The 17,180-nt window shown below is 53.9% G+C and carries 20 protein-coding genes and 1 riboswitch; of the genes, 8 read left to right on the top strand and 12 right to left on the bottom strand.

What is annotated here, in order from left to right:
- Positions 1–135: 135 nt before the first annotated feature.
- Positions 136–332: riboswitch (cobalamin riboswitch) on the bottom strand.
- 150 nt (positions 333–482) lie between these two features.
- Positions 483–1,025: a DUF924 family protein gene (locus tag TH4_RS10225; protein ID WP_064780978.1), complete on the top strand. Its 543-nt coding sequence runs from the start codon at positions 483–485 to the stop codon at positions 1,023–1,025.
- A 60-nt stretch (positions 1,026–1,085) separates the two neighbouring features.
- Here TH4_RS10225 and TH4_RS10220 read toward each other — a convergent pair whose 3' ends face one another.
- Together TH4_RS10220 and yaaA are read right to left on the bottom strand one after the other, a co-directional pair.
- On the bottom strand, positions 1,086–2,150 hold the full coding sequence (locus tag TH4_RS10220) for a glycosyl transferase family protein (RefSeq protein WP_064780977.1): 1,065 nt from the start codon (positions 2,148–2,150) through the stop codon (positions 1,086–1,088).
- A 24-nt stretch (positions 2,151–2,174) separates the two neighbouring features.
- Positions 2,175–2,951: a peroxide stress protein YaaA gene (gene yaaA, locus TH4_RS10215; RefSeq protein ID WP_064780976.1), complete on the bottom strand. Its 777-nt coding sequence runs from the start codon at positions 2,949–2,951 to the stop codon at positions 2,175–2,177.
- A gap of 194 nt (positions 2,952–3,145) precedes the next feature.
- Here yaaA and TH4_RS10210 point away from each other — a divergent pair, with 194 nt between their 5' ends.
- The gene (locus TH4_RS10210) at positions 3,146–3,466 is read left to right on the top strand and encodes a peptidylprolyl isomerase (RefSeq protein ID WP_063089685.1); all 321 of its coding nucleotides are present in this window, start codon (positions 3,146–3,148) and stop codon (positions 3,464–3,466) included.
- Positions 3,467–3,543: 77 nt separating this feature from the next.
- Here TH4_RS10210 and TH4_RS10205 read toward each other — a convergent pair whose 3' ends face one another.
- From TH4_RS10205 to TH4_RS10195, 3 genes are all read right to left on the bottom strand, one after another.
- A complete protein-coding gene (locus TH4_RS10205; RefSeq protein ID WP_064780975.1) occupies positions 3,544–3,894 on the bottom strand; it encodes a DUF1491 family protein in 351 nt (116 codons plus the stop codon).
- Complete coding sequence (locus TH4_RS10200; RefSeq protein WP_064780974.1) at positions 3,895–4,689, bottom strand: peptidoglycan DD-metalloendopeptidase family protein; 795 nt, start codon at positions 4,687–4,689, stop codon at positions 3,895–3,897.
- A gap of 85 nt (positions 4,690–4,774) precedes the next feature.
- Positions 4,775–5,260 carry a hypothetical protein gene (locus TH4_RS10195; protein WP_064780973.1) on the bottom strand — a complete coding sequence of 162 codons (486 nt, stop codon included), beginning with the start codon at positions 5,258–5,260 and terminating at the stop codon, positions 4,775–4,777.
- 172 nt (positions 5,261–5,432) lie between these two features.
- Between TH4_RS10195 and TH4_RS10190 the strand changes: the two genes are divergently transcribed.
- Positions 5,433–6,122: a DUF599 domain-containing protein gene (locus tag TH4_RS10190; RefSeq protein ID WP_083997051.1), complete on the top strand. Its 690-nt coding sequence runs from the start codon at positions 5,433–5,435 to the stop codon at positions 6,120–6,122.
- Positions 6,123–6,186: 64 nt separating this feature from the next.
- Here the strand turns inward: TH4_RS10190 and TH4_RS10185 are convergent, their stop codons facing one another.
- Entirely contained in the window at positions 6,187–7,374 is a 1,188-nt protein-coding gene (locus TH4_RS10185; protein WP_008890723.1) for an MFS transporter, read from the bottom strand.
- Positions 7,375–7,728: 354 nt separating this feature from the next.
- Between TH4_RS10185 and thrS the strand changes: the two genes are divergently transcribed.
- A complete protein-coding gene (gene thrS, locus TH4_RS10180; RefSeq protein WP_064780972.1) occupies positions 7,729–9,666 on the top strand; it encodes a threonine--tRNA ligase in 1,938 nt (645 codons plus the stop codon).
- A 74-nt stretch (positions 9,667–9,740) separates the two neighbouring features.
- Here thrS and TH4_RS10175 read toward each other — a convergent pair whose 3' ends face one another.
- Complete coding sequence (locus TH4_RS10175; RefSeq protein WP_064780971.1) at positions 9,741–10,466, bottom strand: DUF4126 domain-containing protein; 726 nt, start codon at positions 10,464–10,466, stop codon at positions 9,741–9,743.
- Positions 10,467–10,599: 133 nt separating this feature from the next.
- Here TH4_RS10175 and TH4_RS10170 point away from each other — a divergent pair, with 133 nt between their 5' ends.
- Together TH4_RS10170 and TH4_RS10165 are read left to right on the top strand one after the other, a co-directional pair.
- A complete protein-coding gene (locus TH4_RS10170) occupies positions 10,600–11,067 on the top strand; it encodes a tetratricopeptide repeat protein (RefSeq protein ID WP_064780970.1) in 468 nt (155 codons plus the stop codon).
- Positions 11,068–11,176: 109 nt separating this feature from the next.
- A complete protein-coding gene (locus tag TH4_RS10165; RefSeq protein WP_064781050.1) occupies positions 11,177–11,560 on the top strand; it encodes a hypothetical protein in 384 nt (127 codons plus the stop codon).
- Positions 11,561–11,660: 100 nt separating this feature from the next.
- Here TH4_RS10165 and TH4_RS10160 read toward each other — a convergent pair whose 3' ends face one another.
- Positions 11,661–12,002, bottom strand: coding sequence for a hypothetical protein (locus TH4_RS10160; RefSeq protein ID WP_157097734.1), 342 nt, complete (start codon positions 12,000–12,002; stop codon positions 11,661–11,663).
- Between TH4_RS10160 and TH4_RS10155 the strand changes: the two genes are divergently transcribed.
- Positions 11,983–13,119, top strand: a complete 1,137-nt coding sequence (locus TH4_RS10155; RefSeq protein WP_064780968.1) for an SPOR domain-containing protein — start codon at positions 11,983–11,985, stop codon at positions 13,117–13,119. The two genes, TH4_RS10160 and TH4_RS10155, sit on opposite strands and share 20 nt — an antisense overlap.
- On the opposite strand, the gene TH4_RS21030 is transcribed toward TH4_RS10155, so the two are convergent.
- The gene (locus TH4_RS21030) at positions 13,109–13,405 is read right to left on the bottom strand and encodes a hypothetical protein (RefSeq protein WP_064780967.1); all 297 of its coding nucleotides are present in this window, start codon (positions 13,403–13,405) and stop codon (positions 13,109–13,111) included. The two genes, TH4_RS10155 and TH4_RS21030, sit on opposite strands and share 11 nt — an antisense overlap.
- 205 nt (positions 13,406–13,610) lie before the next feature.
- Here TH4_RS21030 and msrA point away from each other — a divergent pair, with 205 nt between their 5' ends.
- The gene (gene msrA / locus TH4_RS10145; RefSeq protein ID WP_064781049.1) at positions 13,611–14,255 is read left to right on the top strand and encodes a peptide-methionine (S)-S-oxide reductase MsrA; all 645 of its coding nucleotides are present in this window, start codon (positions 13,611–13,613) and stop codon (positions 14,253–14,255) included.
- Between the two features lie 52 nt (positions 14,256–14,307).
- On the opposite strand, the gene TH4_RS10140 is transcribed toward msrA, so the two are convergent.
- The 3 genes from TH4_RS10140 to TH4_RS20960 all read right to left on the bottom strand — a co-directional run bounded on the left by TH4_RS10140 (position 14,308) and on the right by TH4_RS20960 (position 17,166).
- The gene (locus TH4_RS10140; RefSeq protein ID WP_008890731.1) at positions 14,308–15,069 is read right to left on the bottom strand and encodes an IclR family transcriptional regulator; all 762 of its coding nucleotides are present in this window, start codon (positions 15,067–15,069) and stop codon (positions 14,308–14,310) included.
- 70 nt (positions 15,070–15,139) lie between these two features.
- Complete coding sequence (locus tag TH4_RS10135; protein WP_064780966.1) at positions 15,140–15,952, bottom strand: hypothetical protein; 813 nt, start codon at positions 15,950–15,952, stop codon at positions 15,140–15,142.
- 185 nt (positions 15,953–16,137) lie between these two features.
- Positions 16,138–17,166, bottom strand: a complete 1,029-nt coding sequence (locus TH4_RS20960; protein WP_064780965.1) for a methyl-accepting chemotaxis protein — start codon at positions 17,164–17,166, stop codon at positions 16,138–16,140.
- Positions 17,167–17,180: the final 14 nt, after the last annotated feature.

Raw genomic sequence — 17,180 nt, 5'->3', positions numbered from 1 at the left:
AACGGCCCAACGCACAGGGTCAGGACAAAGAACGATAGGATGGCTGGAAGCAAGATTGCGGATCTTCAAAAGACCGTTTGTACCCCTGCAACCTGACGCTCACCCCGGCGTCCAACAGTTTCATACCGGGCAATCAGCACCCGGCAGTCAAAGGCAGGTCTCCTGGCTCACGGTTTGAAAAGCAATGCGCCTTCCCGGTTTGCACCAGTGGCATATGCAATGCTCTGACCGCTTACAGTTGCGGGGGCAGCCGTGGCTTTGTCATGCATGACGCACCACGTTCCCTTTTAAGTTGGTCCAATCGGATCAACACCAAAGACAATGTCATTGTCCACGCCGGACGGATTGCTGTCAACTCCCTGCCCCATGGTCCATGACAATCTTTTTGCGGATGGCTTGACGCGCCTTAAACCGGGCGCGAAGATCACCCGCAATTTTGCCGACGGGCCGCAAAAGCCTGCAATCAGATGGGTGGAAACATTATGAAACCTGAAACGGTTCTTGTTTTCTGGTTCAAGGAACTCGAAGAAAAACAGTGGTTTATCAAGGATGAAGCCCTCGATCGCCATATCGCGGAACGCTTTGCCGATTTTCATGCCGCCGCCACGGCCGGAGAGCTTTTTAACTGGCGCAAAACCGCCCATGGACGACTTGCCGAGATCATCGTTCTTGATCAGTTTTCACGCAATATGTACCGCGATCAGCCACAGTCCTTTGCATCAGATCCAATGGCATTGGTGCTGGCACAGGAAGCTGTTTCCTTGAGGCTGGATCGCAAACTGGTCACACCGCAGGAACAGGCATTTCTGTATATGCCCTACATGCACTCGGAATCAGAAATCATTCATGAAGTGGCGGTTGACCTGTTTTCACAGCCCGGCCTTGAGCACAATTACGAGTTCGAGCTGAAACACAAGAAGATCATTGACCGGTTTGGCCGCTATCCACATCGCAATGAAATATTGGGCCGTCCATCAACGCCAGAGGAAGTGGCGTTTCTCAAAGAACCCGGATCATCGTTCTGAGCATTAAAAAAGGGACGGTTTCCCGTCCCTTTTTATTCGATCGCACTTAGGCGCAGAAAATCAGCCGACATCACGGTCGCGATTGTCCCACCAGCCCTGCACAAGGCTTTCTGCCTCATCCATGTAATCCGCCTTGCCAGCAAGGAAGGCTGCCATGGCGGCACTGCCCTTGATCTTGGCTTCGGCCGGAATTTCTTCCACCTCGCCACGCCAGACAGCCAGGAAGTGCTTTAGCGACACAGGGCTTTGGTCTTCGCCATCCTTTTCGGTTTTCGACAGCAATGCGGGCCAGCGAACATCATTTAGCTCACCATTATCAAGCATGCGCAGATCGACATGCTTGTAAGGCGTTCTTTCGGCTTCGCCACCACCGCCCTTGATCACACCGATGCGTGGAAGTTCCAAAAGCTTGCCGGTTTCACGATGGACATCAAGAAACGCCGGATGAAACACACCAAGGAAGGCTGCGCGCGCATGCAGCGGATTAAGCAAACGCAGTAACGTATTGACAGGACTGCGCAATCCAAGAAGCGGACGCAACCCAATCAGCTCTTGCAGTTTGGGATGCATGTGGCGCAGCGGCAGATATGCAAAGCCCTTCGATGCGATATCAGAACGCGCTTCTTCTGCAGACATGGCAATCGGAAGCTTAAGCGCCTTGATGGCAACTTCTGTGCTGATCCCGTTGACCAGATGCGAGTTATAGCCATGCATCAGCACCGGAACATTATTCTGTGACAGCAAAAGCGCCGACAGCACAAACCAAGGCAGACCACGGGTCCGACCGGCCGCATAGGATGGCCAATCCAGCGCAGGACGCATAAGCGCGTCATCTTTGCTGTCTTCATCCGGTTCAAGGCGCGCAGCCTTGCGAACAGCCTCGATCATGCCGGCCAATTCTTCGGGCGTCTCAGCACGGTAGCGCAACATCAAAAGGAATGCGCCAAGCTGGATCGGTTCGACCTCGTCGCGCAGGATCATCGAGAACGCATCAAATGCCTCCTCGCGGGTCAGACTGCGAGAACGGCCCGGCCCACGGAAAAACGTGCGCAGATAGCCAGAAAACGGATGCGCCTCTGGTAAGACATTCTCATCCTCGAGCTGTTCAAGATGCTCGTCGGTCATATGGTTTCACCGAAATAGTTGGTGTTACTGATCGTGAATACGCGTGAAGACCCACTCTGTCTCGGTCGAGAGGTCATCCTGATAGCGATAGCCATCAACATTAAACTTCTTGAGCTCTTGCGGGTCTTCGAGCCGATTGTCAATCATATAGCGCGCCATCATGCCACGCGCACGCTTTGCCGAGAAGCCGACAACCTTGGCCGAGCCGCCCTTCACTTCCTTAAACACAGGCGTAATTACCGGGCCATCAAGGACCTTGGTCTTGATCGATTTGAAATACTCGTTCGAGGCGAGATTGATCAGACTACGGTCCTTGTGACCTTTGGTAATCGCGTTGATTTCATTTGAAAGCTTATCATCCCAGAACGCGTAAAGGTCCTTGCCCCGCGGGTTGGAAAGGCGCGTTCCCATTTCCAAACGATATGGCTGCATCAAATCGCGCGGCTTCAGAAGGCCATAAAGGCCCGAGAGCATCCGAAAATGGCCCTCTGCCCAGTCGATGTCTTCGGCCTTCATGGTATCGGCATCAAGGCCGACATAGGTATCACCGCGGAATGCAAAGATCGCCGGTTTGGCATTGGTGCGATCAAACGGACGCGAAAAATGCTGAAAACGCTGATAGTTCAGATCGGCGAGGTTTTCGCTGATGCCCATGAGCTTCATCAGATCGCTGCGGCTTTTTTTGCGCGCGACATCAACAAGTTGTTCGGTGTCGTCCAGAAATGCGGGTTGAGAAACAGACATTTCCGGGACGTCTGTTTCGAAATCCAGCTTCTTGGCCGGGGACACAACAGCAAGCATCAATCTGCCTCTTCTCTTTCATCTCGGTTCGATTTGTCGTAACAAGCCACAAGGCATGGGCAATGTCTAGGGTCCAACCCTATGTACAGGAGTATACGGCTGTACATGGATTTGGACCCTTAGCGTTATCCATAAACTTCTAATCTTGCAGAAAATCCGTCGGTTGCAAGTTTTGACGGATGAAAGGACCCATTATGAGTGAACAAGTTCGCGCGTCGCACATTCTTCTGATGTATGCCGGTTCGGCACGTTCGACCGCCACCCGCACCAAAGACGAAGCCCTGACCGAAATCAACGCGCTGAAAGACCAGATCGCAAACGGTTCCGATTTCGCAGAACTGGCAAAAGCCAATTCCGATTGCCCGTCCGGCCAGCAGGGCGGCGACCTTGGCTTCTTTGGCCGTGGCATGATGGTTCCGGAATTCGATGCCGCTGCGTTCAGCATGGAAGTTGGTTCGACGTCTGACGTGGTTGAGACCGATTTCGGTTACCACCTGCTGCAGCGCACCGCATAAGCAATCGCTTGCGAGTGATGCAAAACGTAAAGGCTGGCATTTCATTGCCAGCCTTTTTCTTTTTTCGGGCGCGCCTGTCAGAAATCGACAACCGGGGCATCAAGTTCGTATTGTCCCTTGTGATCTTCGATCTCCAGCACCCAGACATCCGGATCATAGCCAATTTGTTTGCGCCAGTATTCATCGCAGGCAAACTCGGTTTCGCGGCCCCCATCCGGGCCACCGGCCACCAGCATCCAGCCCAGCTCCCCGTCAAGGGTCGTCACCCGTGAATAGACAAAGCACCCTGCATCAAACCGGTTGAGCTTCACAAGCACGGCCCCGGCATCTTCGTTGCCCTTGTGGGCCACCATCGCCGTAATCAGGTTCGACTGGCAAATCGCGATCTGCGCGCGCACCCATAACCCGGCTTTCAGACGCGGTTGCATCTATACCCCTTCCCGTGACGCGGTCACGTTTTCAGGCATTTGCAGGATCAGGTTCGGGTTTGGGCAGATACTTTCCCAGATGTCCCATTCTGACGGCTTGGCGGCACCAAAGAAGTCCCCTTCCCGCCCCAGCATGTCAAAGATGATCTGGAAATGCAGATGGGGGATCCAGTCGCCATTGATCGGGAAATCACCAAACCGACACAGAAGGTCACCCGCCGTGATTTCCTTGCCCTTGTAAAGCCCATCCAGGGATTCGCGGCTGAGATGACCATAGAGCGTATAGAACAGAATCCCATCCGCCGGCTCATGCTGCAAGATAATGGTCGGGCCATAATCCAAATGCAGGTTGTTATCCGCAAAGCTGTGCACAACGCCGTTCAGCGGTGCAAGGACCGGCGTATATGCCGGTGCGAACAGATCGATACCAAGATGCTGACTGCGGGCCTCGCCATCGTTTTTGAACTGTTCGGACTGATAACAAATCCGGTCCTCGCGATAACGCCCAATGCCAACCGGGGCATTGGCATCGGCCAGTTGCTGCCACATGATTTCGGTCTGGCGCGCCGGATCGCTTTCACCACCAATCACCACATCGCCGTTTGAAGAAAAGTCGTAAACGATCTTCGCGCATGTTTTGAGGTCGCATTCCATGACCGAGTGAAAAACATCGCGGTTCTCATCGATCCAGGCACGCAGGTTTGCGGCTTCTGGCATCGGCTCCTCGCCATTTGCAAAGCGGTCCTGATAGGATTTAAGACGTTGGGCAGCAGCAGTCGATCGCAAGGCAGTCACGGTGGTGGCTCCGAAACAGAAAAAGGCAGGGAACGATGCCCTGCCTTTAGCTACATTAATTTTTGCCTGATCGGCAACCCCTGGCTTACCAGTTGGTCACTTCATATTCGCAGGACACATCATCATCATCGGTGTCGGTCAGTGCAACCGTCAGGCGGCGCATCTGCGGATTGAAGCGTTTGATGAAGTTCAACAGCAGCAGGGCTTCTTCGGAGAGCTCGCCGGCGTCTTCGTCTTCTTCATCAATTTCGCAAAGCTCGACCAGTTCTAGGAACAGGGCACCAAGGGCGCGTTTGACGTCTTCGCCACCTTTAAGGCCGCCAGTAAGCTCGCCAAGGGGTGAAAGATCGATTTCGAGTTTACGCAGGTTTTTGCTCATCTGGTCGATGGCATCTTCATCAAGCACCATTTCGGCCGCGATCATGTGCGTGCCGACTTCGTTGATGTTCATGAAACCGATGAACTCGAACAGGTCGTCTTTGGTGCGACCGTCTTCCAGCAGCTTTTCGGTATGGGCTTCGAATTCTTCGAAGTCGATGTCGTCGCCAAGATCGTTTTCAAGATCGCTCATGTCGCTCTCCAATCAAAATTTGCGCTGCTGATACTCTGGATTGCGGGAAAACTCAACCCGGACTGGTGACATGACCATCTGCTATGCATCCATCACATTGCGTGGCAAACAATATTGCGAACGATAGCGCATTATCACTAGGATTAGAATAAATCTGATGGAACGGCTTTGAATGGAACCCGTTATGCCCACCTTCACGCTTCTTGATGTTGTCGCAATTTGTTGGGCGTTTGCCTGGTGGGTTGGTTATACGATTTTTGCCGATGCCAGTTCACGGCGCCGTAACTCCATCTCCGCCCACATGGCACGCAATCGCCATCGCTGGATGGAACAGATGCTTAAACGCGATATCCGGATGGTTGATACATCAATCGCCAGCAACCTGATCACCGGCATCAGTTTCTTTTCCTCTACCACCATTCTGGTCCTGATCGGCCTGATGGCGCTCCTGGGTTATACCGACAAGGCGATTGAAACTGTCTCGGCCCTGCCCTTTGCCGCCGTCACCACGCCGGCTGTCTGGGAATGCAAGGTGGTGTTGCTGATCGTGATCTTTATTTATGCCTTCTTCAAATTCACGTGGGCGTTTCGGTTATCCAACTATTGCTCCATCCTGATCGGTGCCGCCCCGGAAGCCGACGCGCCAGATGCTGCCCGAGCTGCAGCACGTGCATCACGCATGAGCATGATGTCCGCCCACAACTTCAACCGCGGAATTCGCGCCTATTTCTTTGCGCTGTCGGCATTGGGCTGGTTCTATCATCCGCTTGCTTTCATCGTCTGTGCGACCTGGGTGACGCTGGTTCTCTATAATCGGGAATTCCGATCGCACGCGCTCGATATCCTGAACGGTCATCACTGATCGGCACAGCAACGAAAAAGGGCCGCATGTGCGGCCCTTTCCTTTATCTATCAAAGTCCTGCCTTCAGGCCGCTTGTGCCTTGCGGCGGATCGCGAAGGTCGCAACGATCAGCAACACCAGACCAACCGGCAAAGCGGCACTGTACAGCAGCGTCCCCCATCCCGACCCGGCATAGATCGTACCTGCCGACAGCGATGCAATCGCAACCGTGCCAAATACGCAAAATTCGTTGATCGCCTGCACACGTGCCTGTTCGGACGGACGATAGTTTTCGGTCAGGAACGTCGTCGCACCGACAAACATGAAGTTCCAGCCAACACCAAGCAACACAAGGGACACCCAGAAATTGCCAATCAGGTCCTGTCCGGCAAGACCAACCGCAAGACAGGCAAAGTTCAGGATTGCACCGGCCTGGATGACCTTAAGCGCCCCAAATCGTTTGATCAGGTTACCGGTAAAGAAGCCGGGTGCATACATGCCCACCACATGCCACTGAATGATAAAGGCGGCATCACCGAACGCGTAATCGCAATCAAGGATCGCAAGCGGTGTCGCCGTCATCACAAAGCTCATGACCGCATAACCAAGCGCACCGGCAATGATCGCAACGATAACGGCGGGTTGCCCCATCACGGTCGATAACGGGCGTGCCGGTTCAGGATGCTTGTGCCCGCGCATATCGGGCAATCGCAGTTGACCAATGGCGATCACCAACAAGAACTGCAAGCCGATCAGGGCAACGAAGGTGCCAAGAAACGGGATCGTCTCAAACCAGTCCCGCGCAAAGCTTGCCAGGTTCGGCCCGATAAAGGCCGAGGCAAGTCCACCCAGCATGGTGTAGGAAATCGCACGTGCACGAAATTCCACCGGCGCGGCTTCTGCGGCAGCAAAGCGGTACTGCATGGCGATGGCATTCCCAGCACCAATGCAGGCACATGCCACACAAAGCAGCCAGAAATTGGCGTAGTAAACAGCGCCCATACCCGACACTGCCCCCATCATGGCGATGGTCGCCCCCATCCAGAACCCGAATTTCCGGCCCATCTTGGCCATGACAACCGCCGACGGGGCCGTCATCGCCATCATGGCAATCATCATGAAGGCGACTGGCAGGGTTGAAAGGGATTTGTCACTGGCCAGCGAAAAGCCGATCACAGCGGCGACCGTGAAAATCAACGACATCGCGCTGGCAGACAACGCGACGCACAGACTCAAAATCATGATGTTCCGGCGAACTTCCGGGCTCGACATTTGGGGCTCCCTTCGATGGCGTTGGTGGCGCCGTAATAATGCGTTGAACAAAACCTGCCTTTGGCAAAGGCTTGCGTCTTGCTCTACAAGTTTGTCCTGTTATATTAAGTCTTCACCTTACGGGATAGTATCAATGCACGGCTTTGCCGACAAAAAGTTGAATACCGCCAAAAACACTGCATGCCTGATTGGCTTTGCGGCGGTTCGTGCTGTCCCGAAAGTCGCTTTTTTCAAAGAGCGAACTTGACCTCATCCTGAAATTCCTTTTCTTGTGCATTTACCCCGCGTAAACATGCGGGTCCTATATGTGCATTCCTGAATTATGCCCGCAGATAAAGCAGAGTTGAGCCAACCATGATTGCCCTGACCCTTCCCGATGGTGCCGTGCGCGAATTTGACGGCCCGGTATCGGGTTTCGATGTCGCCAAAAGCATCAGTTCTTCGCTGGCAAAGAAGTCCTTTGCCATCATCGTCAACGGTGAAGTGCGCGACCTCGCGCGCGAGATTGACACTGACGCGACTATCGAAATCGTGACCAAGGGCCATGCGGAAGTTCTGCCGCTGATCCGTCACGATTGTGCGCATGTCATGGCCGAAGCCGTCCAGGAACTTTATCCCGATACGCAGGTCACGATTGGCCCGTCGATCGAGAACGGTTTCTATTACGATTTCGCCCGCGAAACGCCGTTTACGCCAGACGATCTGGTCAAGATCGAAAAGCAGATGCACAAGATCATTGAGCGTAACGAACCGATCGTGCGCGAGGTCTGGGATCGCAACGACGCGATCGAGTTCTTCCTTGATAAAGGTGAGAAGTACAAAGCCGAGATCATCCGTGATCTTCCGGAAACCGAGACCATTACGTGCTATCGCCAGGGCGATTTCATCGACCTGTGCCGTGGTCCGCATGCACCGTCGACCGGCAAGATCGGCAAGGCCTTCAAATTGATGAAGGTTGCCGGCGCCTATTGGCGTGGCAATTCGGATAACGAAATGCTGCAGCGTATCTATGGCACCTGCTGGGAAAGCAAGGAAGACCTGGATTCCTATCTGCACATGCTTGAAGAAGCAGAAAAGCGCGATCACCGTCGCCTTGGCCGTGAAATGGACCTCTTCCACATGCAGGAAGAGGCCCAGGGCTCTGTCTTCTGGCATGACAAGGGTCTGAAGCTTTATCGCAAGGTCGAAACCTATATCCGTGATCGCCTCGATGCGGCCGGGTATCAGGAAGTTCGTACGCCGCAGTTGGTTGATCGCGTGCTTTGGGAAAAATCCGGTCACTGGGAAAAGTTCCGCGAGAACATGTTCACCACCACCCCGGATGAAGATGATCCCGAGAAGGTGCTGGCACTTAAGCCGATGAACTGCCCGTGTCACGTGCAGATCTTCCGCCTTGGCAGCAAGTCGTATCGTGACCTGCCGCTGCGTATGGCGGAATTTGGCTGCTGTCACCGCAATGAACCGTCTGGCGGCCTGCATGGCATCATGCGTGTTCGTCAGTTCATTCAGGATGACGCACATATCTTCTGCACCGAAGACCAGATTGTCTCCGAAACCAAGATTTTCTGTGACCTTCTGAAATCGGTCTACAAGGATTTCGGCTTTACCGACATTCTTGTGAAGTTCTCCGACCGTCCGGAAGTGCGTGCGGGTTCTGACGAGATTTGGGACAAGGCCGAAGCAGCCCTTCGCGAAGCGGCGGAAGAAGCAGGTCTGGCACTTGAAGTCAATCCGGGTGAAGGCGCGTTCTATGGGCCGAAGCTTGAGTTCGTGCTTCGGGATGCCATCGGCCGTGACTGGCAGTGCGGCACGCTTCAGGCTGACTTCGTTCTGCCGGAACGTCTTGATGCATCCTATATGGGTGAAGACGGCGAAAAACACCGCCCGGTCATGCTGCACCGTGCGATCCTTGGATCGCTTGAACGCTTTATCGGTATTCTGATCGAAAACTATGCCGGTCGTTTACCGCTGTGGCTGTCACCGGTTCATGCGGTTGTCTGCACTATTACCAATGATGCCGATGATTATGCCCATGAAGTGAAGGCAGCACTTGAAGCCAAGGGCCTGAATGTTGAGCTCGATACCCGTAACGAGAAGATCAACTACAAGGTCCGCGAACACAGCCATGCCAAGGTCCCAATGATCCTTGCACTTGGCAAACGTGAAGCCGAAGAAAAAACCGCTTCGGTCCGTCGCATTGGGTTCAAGCACCAGAAGACCTTTGGCATTGATGAACTTGGTGATGCGATGGCGGCCGAAATCCGCGATCGCGTGATCGAAGCCGACTTCTGATCGACGTTAGAAACACAACCAATAAAGCCCGCAAGTCCGATACTTGCGGGCTTTTCTTTTGGCTAAACACCATCCTATTCAGGTGGGAGTTTAGGCTTATCTGATGGTGGCAAAGCTGAACCGCCTGCCCCGGATAGATTGAGTTTTGGCAGCCCCGTACCGGTGCCTGCTTGTTGCGCACGCGTTTGGGCATAGGCCACGGACGGATGACGTGCATTGCCAAACACCTGTCCAATGAACCGCCAGATCTTTGGCACCAGCCAGACCAGAAGCAGAACAAACAGCGCAAACAACACAAAGAAAACCACCGGATGAAAAGCGACCGTATACAGCGCGCCAAATACGGCGACATCCTCGGCGACTGAGGCAATGCTGTTACTAAACGGTTCAGGCGATGTATTGATTGCCGCGCGGCTGCCGGCCTTTGTAAAGTGGCTCCCAGCCGCAACCGTCCCACCAACCAGCAAGGCAATCGCAGTTTGAAGGCCGTCGCCCATGCCGGTATCAAGGCCGCTCATGGCGCCTGCGGCAAGGAGTGCGCCGGCAGGAATCCTGATGAAGGTATGAATGGCATCCCAGACGCTATCAACGATCGGGATCTTGTCGGCCACAAATTCGATCAGATAAAGGAACATGGCGAGTGCCAGCACCCACCAGCTTCCCAGGACCTGAAGCTCCGGTGGCAAATCAAGCAGCCCTAAATTGTTCAGAAGACCAAGAATAACCACTGTGCCATAGAGGTTTACACCACTGGCCCAGGCCCCGCCCATTCCCAACGCAAGAGTTTCAATTACCCCCACAGATTACGCCCTTTCAAAGCCATAATTCTCACCAACAAGTGAACAGGAAAAACGTTCAGTTGTGATAAATCACACTTTCAGCGCGTCCCGACACACGTATTAATGCCAAATCAGATCACAGAAAGGTACGACGATGGACCGTAACGGTGAAACCCCAAAAATGATCAAGGCATGTGCTGTTATGATGATGCTTGCCGCCCCGCTTCTGGCAGGCAACGCTTTTGCAATGGGCAGTTCGGATAGCTGGAGCTCGGAAGGTACCGACCTTTCCGCTGTTACGGAACTTGTTGATACCGGTATGTACGACATGGCGATCGACAAGATTGAAACCATGCTCGAAGAAGATCCGGAAAATGCCGATCTTTACAATTACCTTGCCTACAGCCAGCGCAAGATGGGTGACTTTGACAGTGCCGCGCAGAACTATGAACGCGTCCTGATGATTGACCCTGAACATGTCGGTGCTCTTGAGTATCAGGGTGAACTTTTCCTCCAGACCGGGAAACCTGAAATGGCTCAGGAAAATCTTGCGCGACTGGAACAGCTTTGTGGCATGGACTGCGAAGAGTACAAAACGCTGGCCAGCAGCATTACGAACTGATCTCTCCCGTTTGACCGCCAAGAGAACCTATTCTTTAGGATAGGTTCTCATTTTTGCGCGAACACGCCATATGTCTGTCAAAGTTGTACACGAAAAAACAGGAATAAAGATGACCGACGCGGCACTTAGCAAAAGTTATACTGTGGTTTGCCTGCGCAAGACCGGGAACCTGATGGAGCTCGAACCGGTATCGGACTACAGCGCGGCCCTGAAGACCGCCAAGGATGCGATCAGCAGCAAAGGCAATTCTGAAGTACGGATCGTTGAAAACAAGTATGACCAAGAAACCCGCAAGGAAAAGAAGCAGGTCATCAAGATTTTGACGTCCGAGAACGCGGGCGGTGCGATGGGTGCCTCGGGCAGATCTTCTCAAAGCCGTGGCATGACGCGTGAAACGGCAAACAAGGCAACAAAAGGCATCATAAATATCGTCATCGCCGTAACCGTGCTGATTCTGCTTATCGGGATCATGGTTCCATTGGCCATGCGGTGATTATATCTGCCTGCGGTTCCGCCCTTCCGAAGGCTATACCGCTTGCCGTCGAATTTGCTATCTCCCTGATTTCCAAAGACAGCTGATCATCATCGTTGCATTAGCAGGAGTTGTTTTTGCTGGCGATGAAAGATATAACTTTCTGCAATACAGCGATGATCAGGTGAAGCGTGAAAATCAGGTTTGCGACAACAAACACTCCCCTTCGACGCAACTGGGGAAGAATAACTGCCGCAGCTCTCTTGCCGCTCCTGACTGCTTGCAGCACTTCTGATTTTTCGGGCCTTTGGTTCGGTTCATCCACTGCCTCGCAAGAACTAAGTTCTCCATCGAACGAACAATTGCCTGCGGCGGAAAAAACAAGCTTTAACCGGGCCGCCTGTGGTTTGTTTTTCGGCCACACGGCTTCCACCGGCACCGGAATGGCGAAGGATGGCTCCACCCCATCCGAACCGATTTCACTTGATCGAAGCCCCGAGGATAACTTCCTGCAGGCAATTTCTTATGACATGGACGGCAACTATGAAAGTGCGCGCAAACTTTATGTTTGGCTGACCGCGACGCCGCCCGACGCCAAGATCGATCTTGATTGCGGCCAAGATGTGCGGCTTTCAGGCAGCATCAACAGCCTCGCCCAACGACGCCTTGTCACGCTTGATGCGTCTTCTCCGAAATATGCGCGATCCAAAGAAATAGATGCAGTTGTCGCATCCGCCACTGTTGCACCAGGTCCAGAATTACCAAACCCGCCAAAGGTCGAACGTGACCGCCGGTTTTATGAAACCGGTGGCGTGGTAGAGGCAGAACCCGAAGCGCCTACCAGTCCCGTGGTTCGGATGGAGATGGAAGTCAGCGAAAACACGGCGCGACTGACGCGTGTTGACCGACAGGCCGCTGCACCCAATGCGACGCCAGAAGCGACGCCCGTCCCCGCAGCTGAGCTAACCGATGGGCCGGCGAGCAGTGGAACGGAAACGGCAGTGTCGAAACTTGCCCCGGTTGCAGCCCCTGCGCCGGTGCCCAGTCAGTCAGTGCAATCCGCGGCACCGGTACCCGTCATTGCTGCGCCGACGATTGCCGGCGACGCAGCATCAACAGAACATAAGGGTGCAATGGTCACCTCAAACGCGCGCCCGACCGAACAGGGTGAACTTGATATTGTTGATCCTAAACCCGGTGCACCCATGATCGAACTTCCGATCACCTCGACAGAGCCGGTAGCAACACAAAACGCGATGGCGCCATCAACCGAAAACTCGGCGCCAGCGCAAACTGCCGGTAGCCAAACCGCACAAAGTGATAGCCCCTACTACGCTGTTCAGCTTGCAGCGTATCGTTCGCGCGGACGTGCGGAAGATGCATGGACGAAGTTCCAAAGCGCATCGCATGGCATGCTGGCGGCCGCAGACCATGAAGTCGTCAGCATCGCGATTGAAGGCAAAGGTTTGTTCTTCCGCCTGCTGACCGGAATGTATGCTTCCTCTGGCGAGGCAACGCAGGCTTGCAACAGCTTGAAATCTGCCGGGACGGATTGCCTGGTTCGACGCGTTAGTCCTTAGACCGTTGTCTGGCGGATGCCGCCATCTTTTCAGACCGCATCAAGCCATCCGGGCGGGTTTTCCGACCGTGTCTTCGAACGAAACCGGGCATCTTTGCCAAAAAAAATTCGATCTTAGTGTTGTGCCGGTAATACCGCCAACGCAGATGCTGGATAAATCGCCGCGTTCGTTTTGATCCGGCTGCCAACAATGGAATACCAAGCGCAATAAACACCATGCCAAAAAATGGTGGTGGCAATGGCAGGAACAAAAGCCCGACCAGCAAACTGAACGCCCCCAACAGCATCAAAGCTGTCGATTTCAAATGCTTGAACCTGTGCAAAGCCATTCCATCATGCAGTTCCATGAACTTTGGGTGCGGATTATCCGCGTGATCGCGGGTGCCGCCAAAAGAATGTTCAAAGACATTTGATCAAGACGGGAATTGCTATTGTGCGCTTCTGGAGTACATTGCAGGCATGAACGCAAATTCTTCTTCGGGAAATCAAGACATGTTCTCCGTGCTGAAATCAGACAAACCCAAAATGCCAACCGCTGACACCGCGCTTCCGGGACGCGAAGAAGCACTGCCGGTTGCCGATGCCAATATCGTCACAGGCAATCCGATGAAGGGCCCCTTCCCGGGTCATCTGGAAATTGCCGTCTTTGGCATGGGATGCTTCTGGGGGGCGGAACGCCTGTTCTGGAAAGCTGAAGGCGTTTACAGCACTGCTGTTGGCTATGCTGGTGGCTTCACCAAGAACCCGACCTATCGCGAAGTTTGCAGCGGTATGACAGGTCATGCCGAAGTGGTGTTGGTCGTCTTTGATCCTGCTATGACGTCCTATTCAGCGCTTTTGAAGCTGTTTTGGGAAAACCACGACCCGACTCAGGGGATGCGTCAGGGCAATGACATCGGCACCCAGTACAGGTCCGTCATCTACACCTTTACGCCTGAACAACAGCAAGCGGCCGTTCAGTCACGTCAGGACTACAACGCTGCACTGAAAGAAGCAGGTCAAGCCGACGTGACAACCGAAGTCACCGGGGCACCGGAATTCTTTTATGCCGAGGACTTCCATCAGCAATACCTTCACAAGAATCCTGATGGCTATTGCGGGCTCGGCGGCACTGGCGTTTCCTGCCCGGGTATGTAAACAGCAATCCGACTGAGCAGGATCGCTTTGGTCCGTGGAAGAACGCCGGTCTTTAGACCGGCTTTCCTCCATATTCACGGCTCAGGTCGGCGCAGACACGGCGTATTTTAAGCCCCAATTGCTCGATATGGTCGTTTGGAATACGGGCCGCGGGCCCCGAAAGTGATAATGCCGCGATTGGCAAACCCGTTTCATCACGGACAACGCCCGCAACACAACGCAGACCAACCGCGTGCTCTTCATCATCAAGGGCATAGCCACGCTGACGGCAACGCTCCAGATCCTTTTCAAGAGCTTCCTGGGTTATCAGGGTTCGTTCGGTAATCTTTGGCAACCCGTGCTTTGCGACGACCGAATGCAGTTCTTCTTCCGGCAAAAAGGCAAGCAAGGCCTTGCCAACGCCCGAGCAGTGCATCAAGGCCCGACGACCGGGTGTGACGAGCGCACGCATCATTTTGCGGCATTCGACCTGCGACAGGAAGATGACCTCCCCACCGTCTGCGACAGCAAGATTGACCGTTTCACCGCTGTCTTCCATGAGTGCGCGCATATAGGGCCGCGCAATCTGGCTGAGGTTACGATTCTTGGTAAATGAATTGCCAACGCTGAAAGCCTGAACCCCGACGAACCACAGGGTGCGCTCCCCCTCAAACGATACATATCGTTCGTGCTGCATGGTGGTCAGCAACCTGTGCGCTGTCGAGGGTGGTAATTTCACCTGATGTGAAATTTCGGTCAGGGTCATCCCGTCTTCGCTTTCGGCAAGCGCGTTGAGGATACTTAACGCCCGTACCAGTGACTGGACTTGCTGCATTCAGCGACTACTCCCTGTGTGCGGTCGATTTGACCGACCATCATTGTCGTGTTGTCTGAATGTTAGGAGATCATTGCGCTGCTTGCACGGACTTTTGGCGGACCCAGACGAAAGTGGTGTACCCGACCAGATAGACCGTGGCTGCCCCAAAGGCACACAGTGTGCCCAAGCCAAGACCAAGAACAGGGTAACCAAGGGTCACGGCAAGGATATAAACCCATAATGCCCCCATTCCCCTTGGAAAGTTTCGAATAACCGTATGCACCGGTTCTGCCCCATAGGTGAAATGAAGGATCAACATCATGGGATAGAGTGTTACGGGGAAACCTGACAATAATCCTGCCCAGCGTGGACCAATCCACGCCGCCATGCCACTGATGACCAGAACGATGATTGCCGCCAGTGAAGCGCGAAGCAAAACAACCCGCTTGGTCAGGCGAACCCGATTGAGAATACGGACATTCTCGATCTTGCGGAAAAGGATGAGTGCGACAACGATCGCAACCAGCAAAATCACCGCCGCCTGCGTCAAGCTCATCGGTGCGAGCTGAAACAGCCATGAGACCGACAGATAAGTGACAAACGCCCCGAGCGAACTGAGAAGAATCTGTGGGAAGACAGGCAGGCGAACGCATTGGCGCGACACAATGAAATAGGCATAGAGGAAGGTTAAGGTCGCAATCAGGCCGGGCAAAGCGTACACCGCGCTTTCACTTGCGAAGGCAACACCTTGCTCGACTGCAATGAAATACAAAAGGATTGCCGTTCCCAGCGGGTAACCTGACAACACGCCGGCGACACGTGGCCCTGCCCGTTCTGCAAGCATCGAAAGCCCCAGCACCGTTCCGATAGACACGGCAATTTTGGCAAGGATCAGTTCCAACAGCTTTCATCCTTCAAGGCAGACACGATGACACTTTATCAATAAAGTGACAGCATCGTTATCTCTTTTCATGCCAAGGGGCAAGCGCAAACACCTGAGCACAAAACAAAAGAAGACGAGCACCAACACAAGGTGCCCGTCTTCTTTTAGCAGATAGATATCGTGGCTCGCCTAGACGTCTACAGTTAGGCGACGGCATTTTCCGCTCGTGGTGTTTGCACGATAACCCCACGCCAGCCAAGCCCTTGATAGGTTTCGTAACCTGGCGTCAAGGCGTAGGCCACAAGGGATCCATCTTCAAGCAGATAGGCCCCGCGGGCAGGATCATCGACCCGCAGATTAAATGTTTCGCTGAGCACGCCGTGGTCATCGGAAGCAGCAAGAACCCGATTTTTTGCGTCGATCAACATCACCCGGGTACGTTCACGTTCTTCCGCGTTGAAGTTCAGCGATTTGACGATCATCGGTGCTTGGCTTTCCCAGTCAAAAAAGACGCCCAAAACACCGATCACATCGCCATCGACGGCACCGCCCCGGCGTACGGCGGTCGCATAAGTCGGGGATGCGGCGTTGTTTAGCAGTGAATTGGCTGCCACATCCGCGACGGCATAGTGTCCGCCATCGCGACAGCGCATTGCTTCCTGAAACCAGCCCTGATCAGAAACATTTTTCCCCATCACGCGATAGGAGTCCGGGCGTCCGTTGGCAATAACGTTGCCGTTCCGGTCAGCCACCCAAAGATCGAGATACACGGTATAGGAATCAAGGATCACGCCGAGCCGTTCCGAAGCACGTAATGCAAACGCAGGGTCTTGGAGATTTTCACAAACATCGACCACGGCTGCGTCGGTTGCCCACCAGCGCACATCGCAAGATCGTTCGTACAGGTTGCGGTCCATCAATTCGACAGAATAACGGGCAAGGTCGGCAAAACGATCACCACGAACCGTCTGCGCTGTTTTCTCCAGATCGGAGGCAAGCGTCAGAAACATGTCTTCAAGTTCTTCGGTAATGACGTTCACACGTTGCGAGATTTCCTTGACCTCGTTGGCAACAACACCAAACCCACGGCCCACTTCGCCTGCGCGTGCGGCCTCGATCAACGCATTCAGTGCAAGGGTTCGTGTTGCCCGTGTAACGGCCTTGATTTCGGTAATTTTATCATTGGCTTGCCCGGAAATTGCTGTCGCAACCTGCAGAATTCTTTCTGGCATTTAAATAAAGCTCC

Origin of the sequence: Thalassospira tepidiphila MCCC 1A03514 (assembly GCF_001662875.1) — a bacterium.
GTDB lineage: Bacteria > Pseudomonadota > Alphaproteobacteria > Rhodospirillales > Thalassospiraceae > Thalassospira > Thalassospira tepidiphila.
Note: the sequence above shows the minus strand (reverse complement) of the source record. Positions and strands in the feature narration are given on the sequence as shown.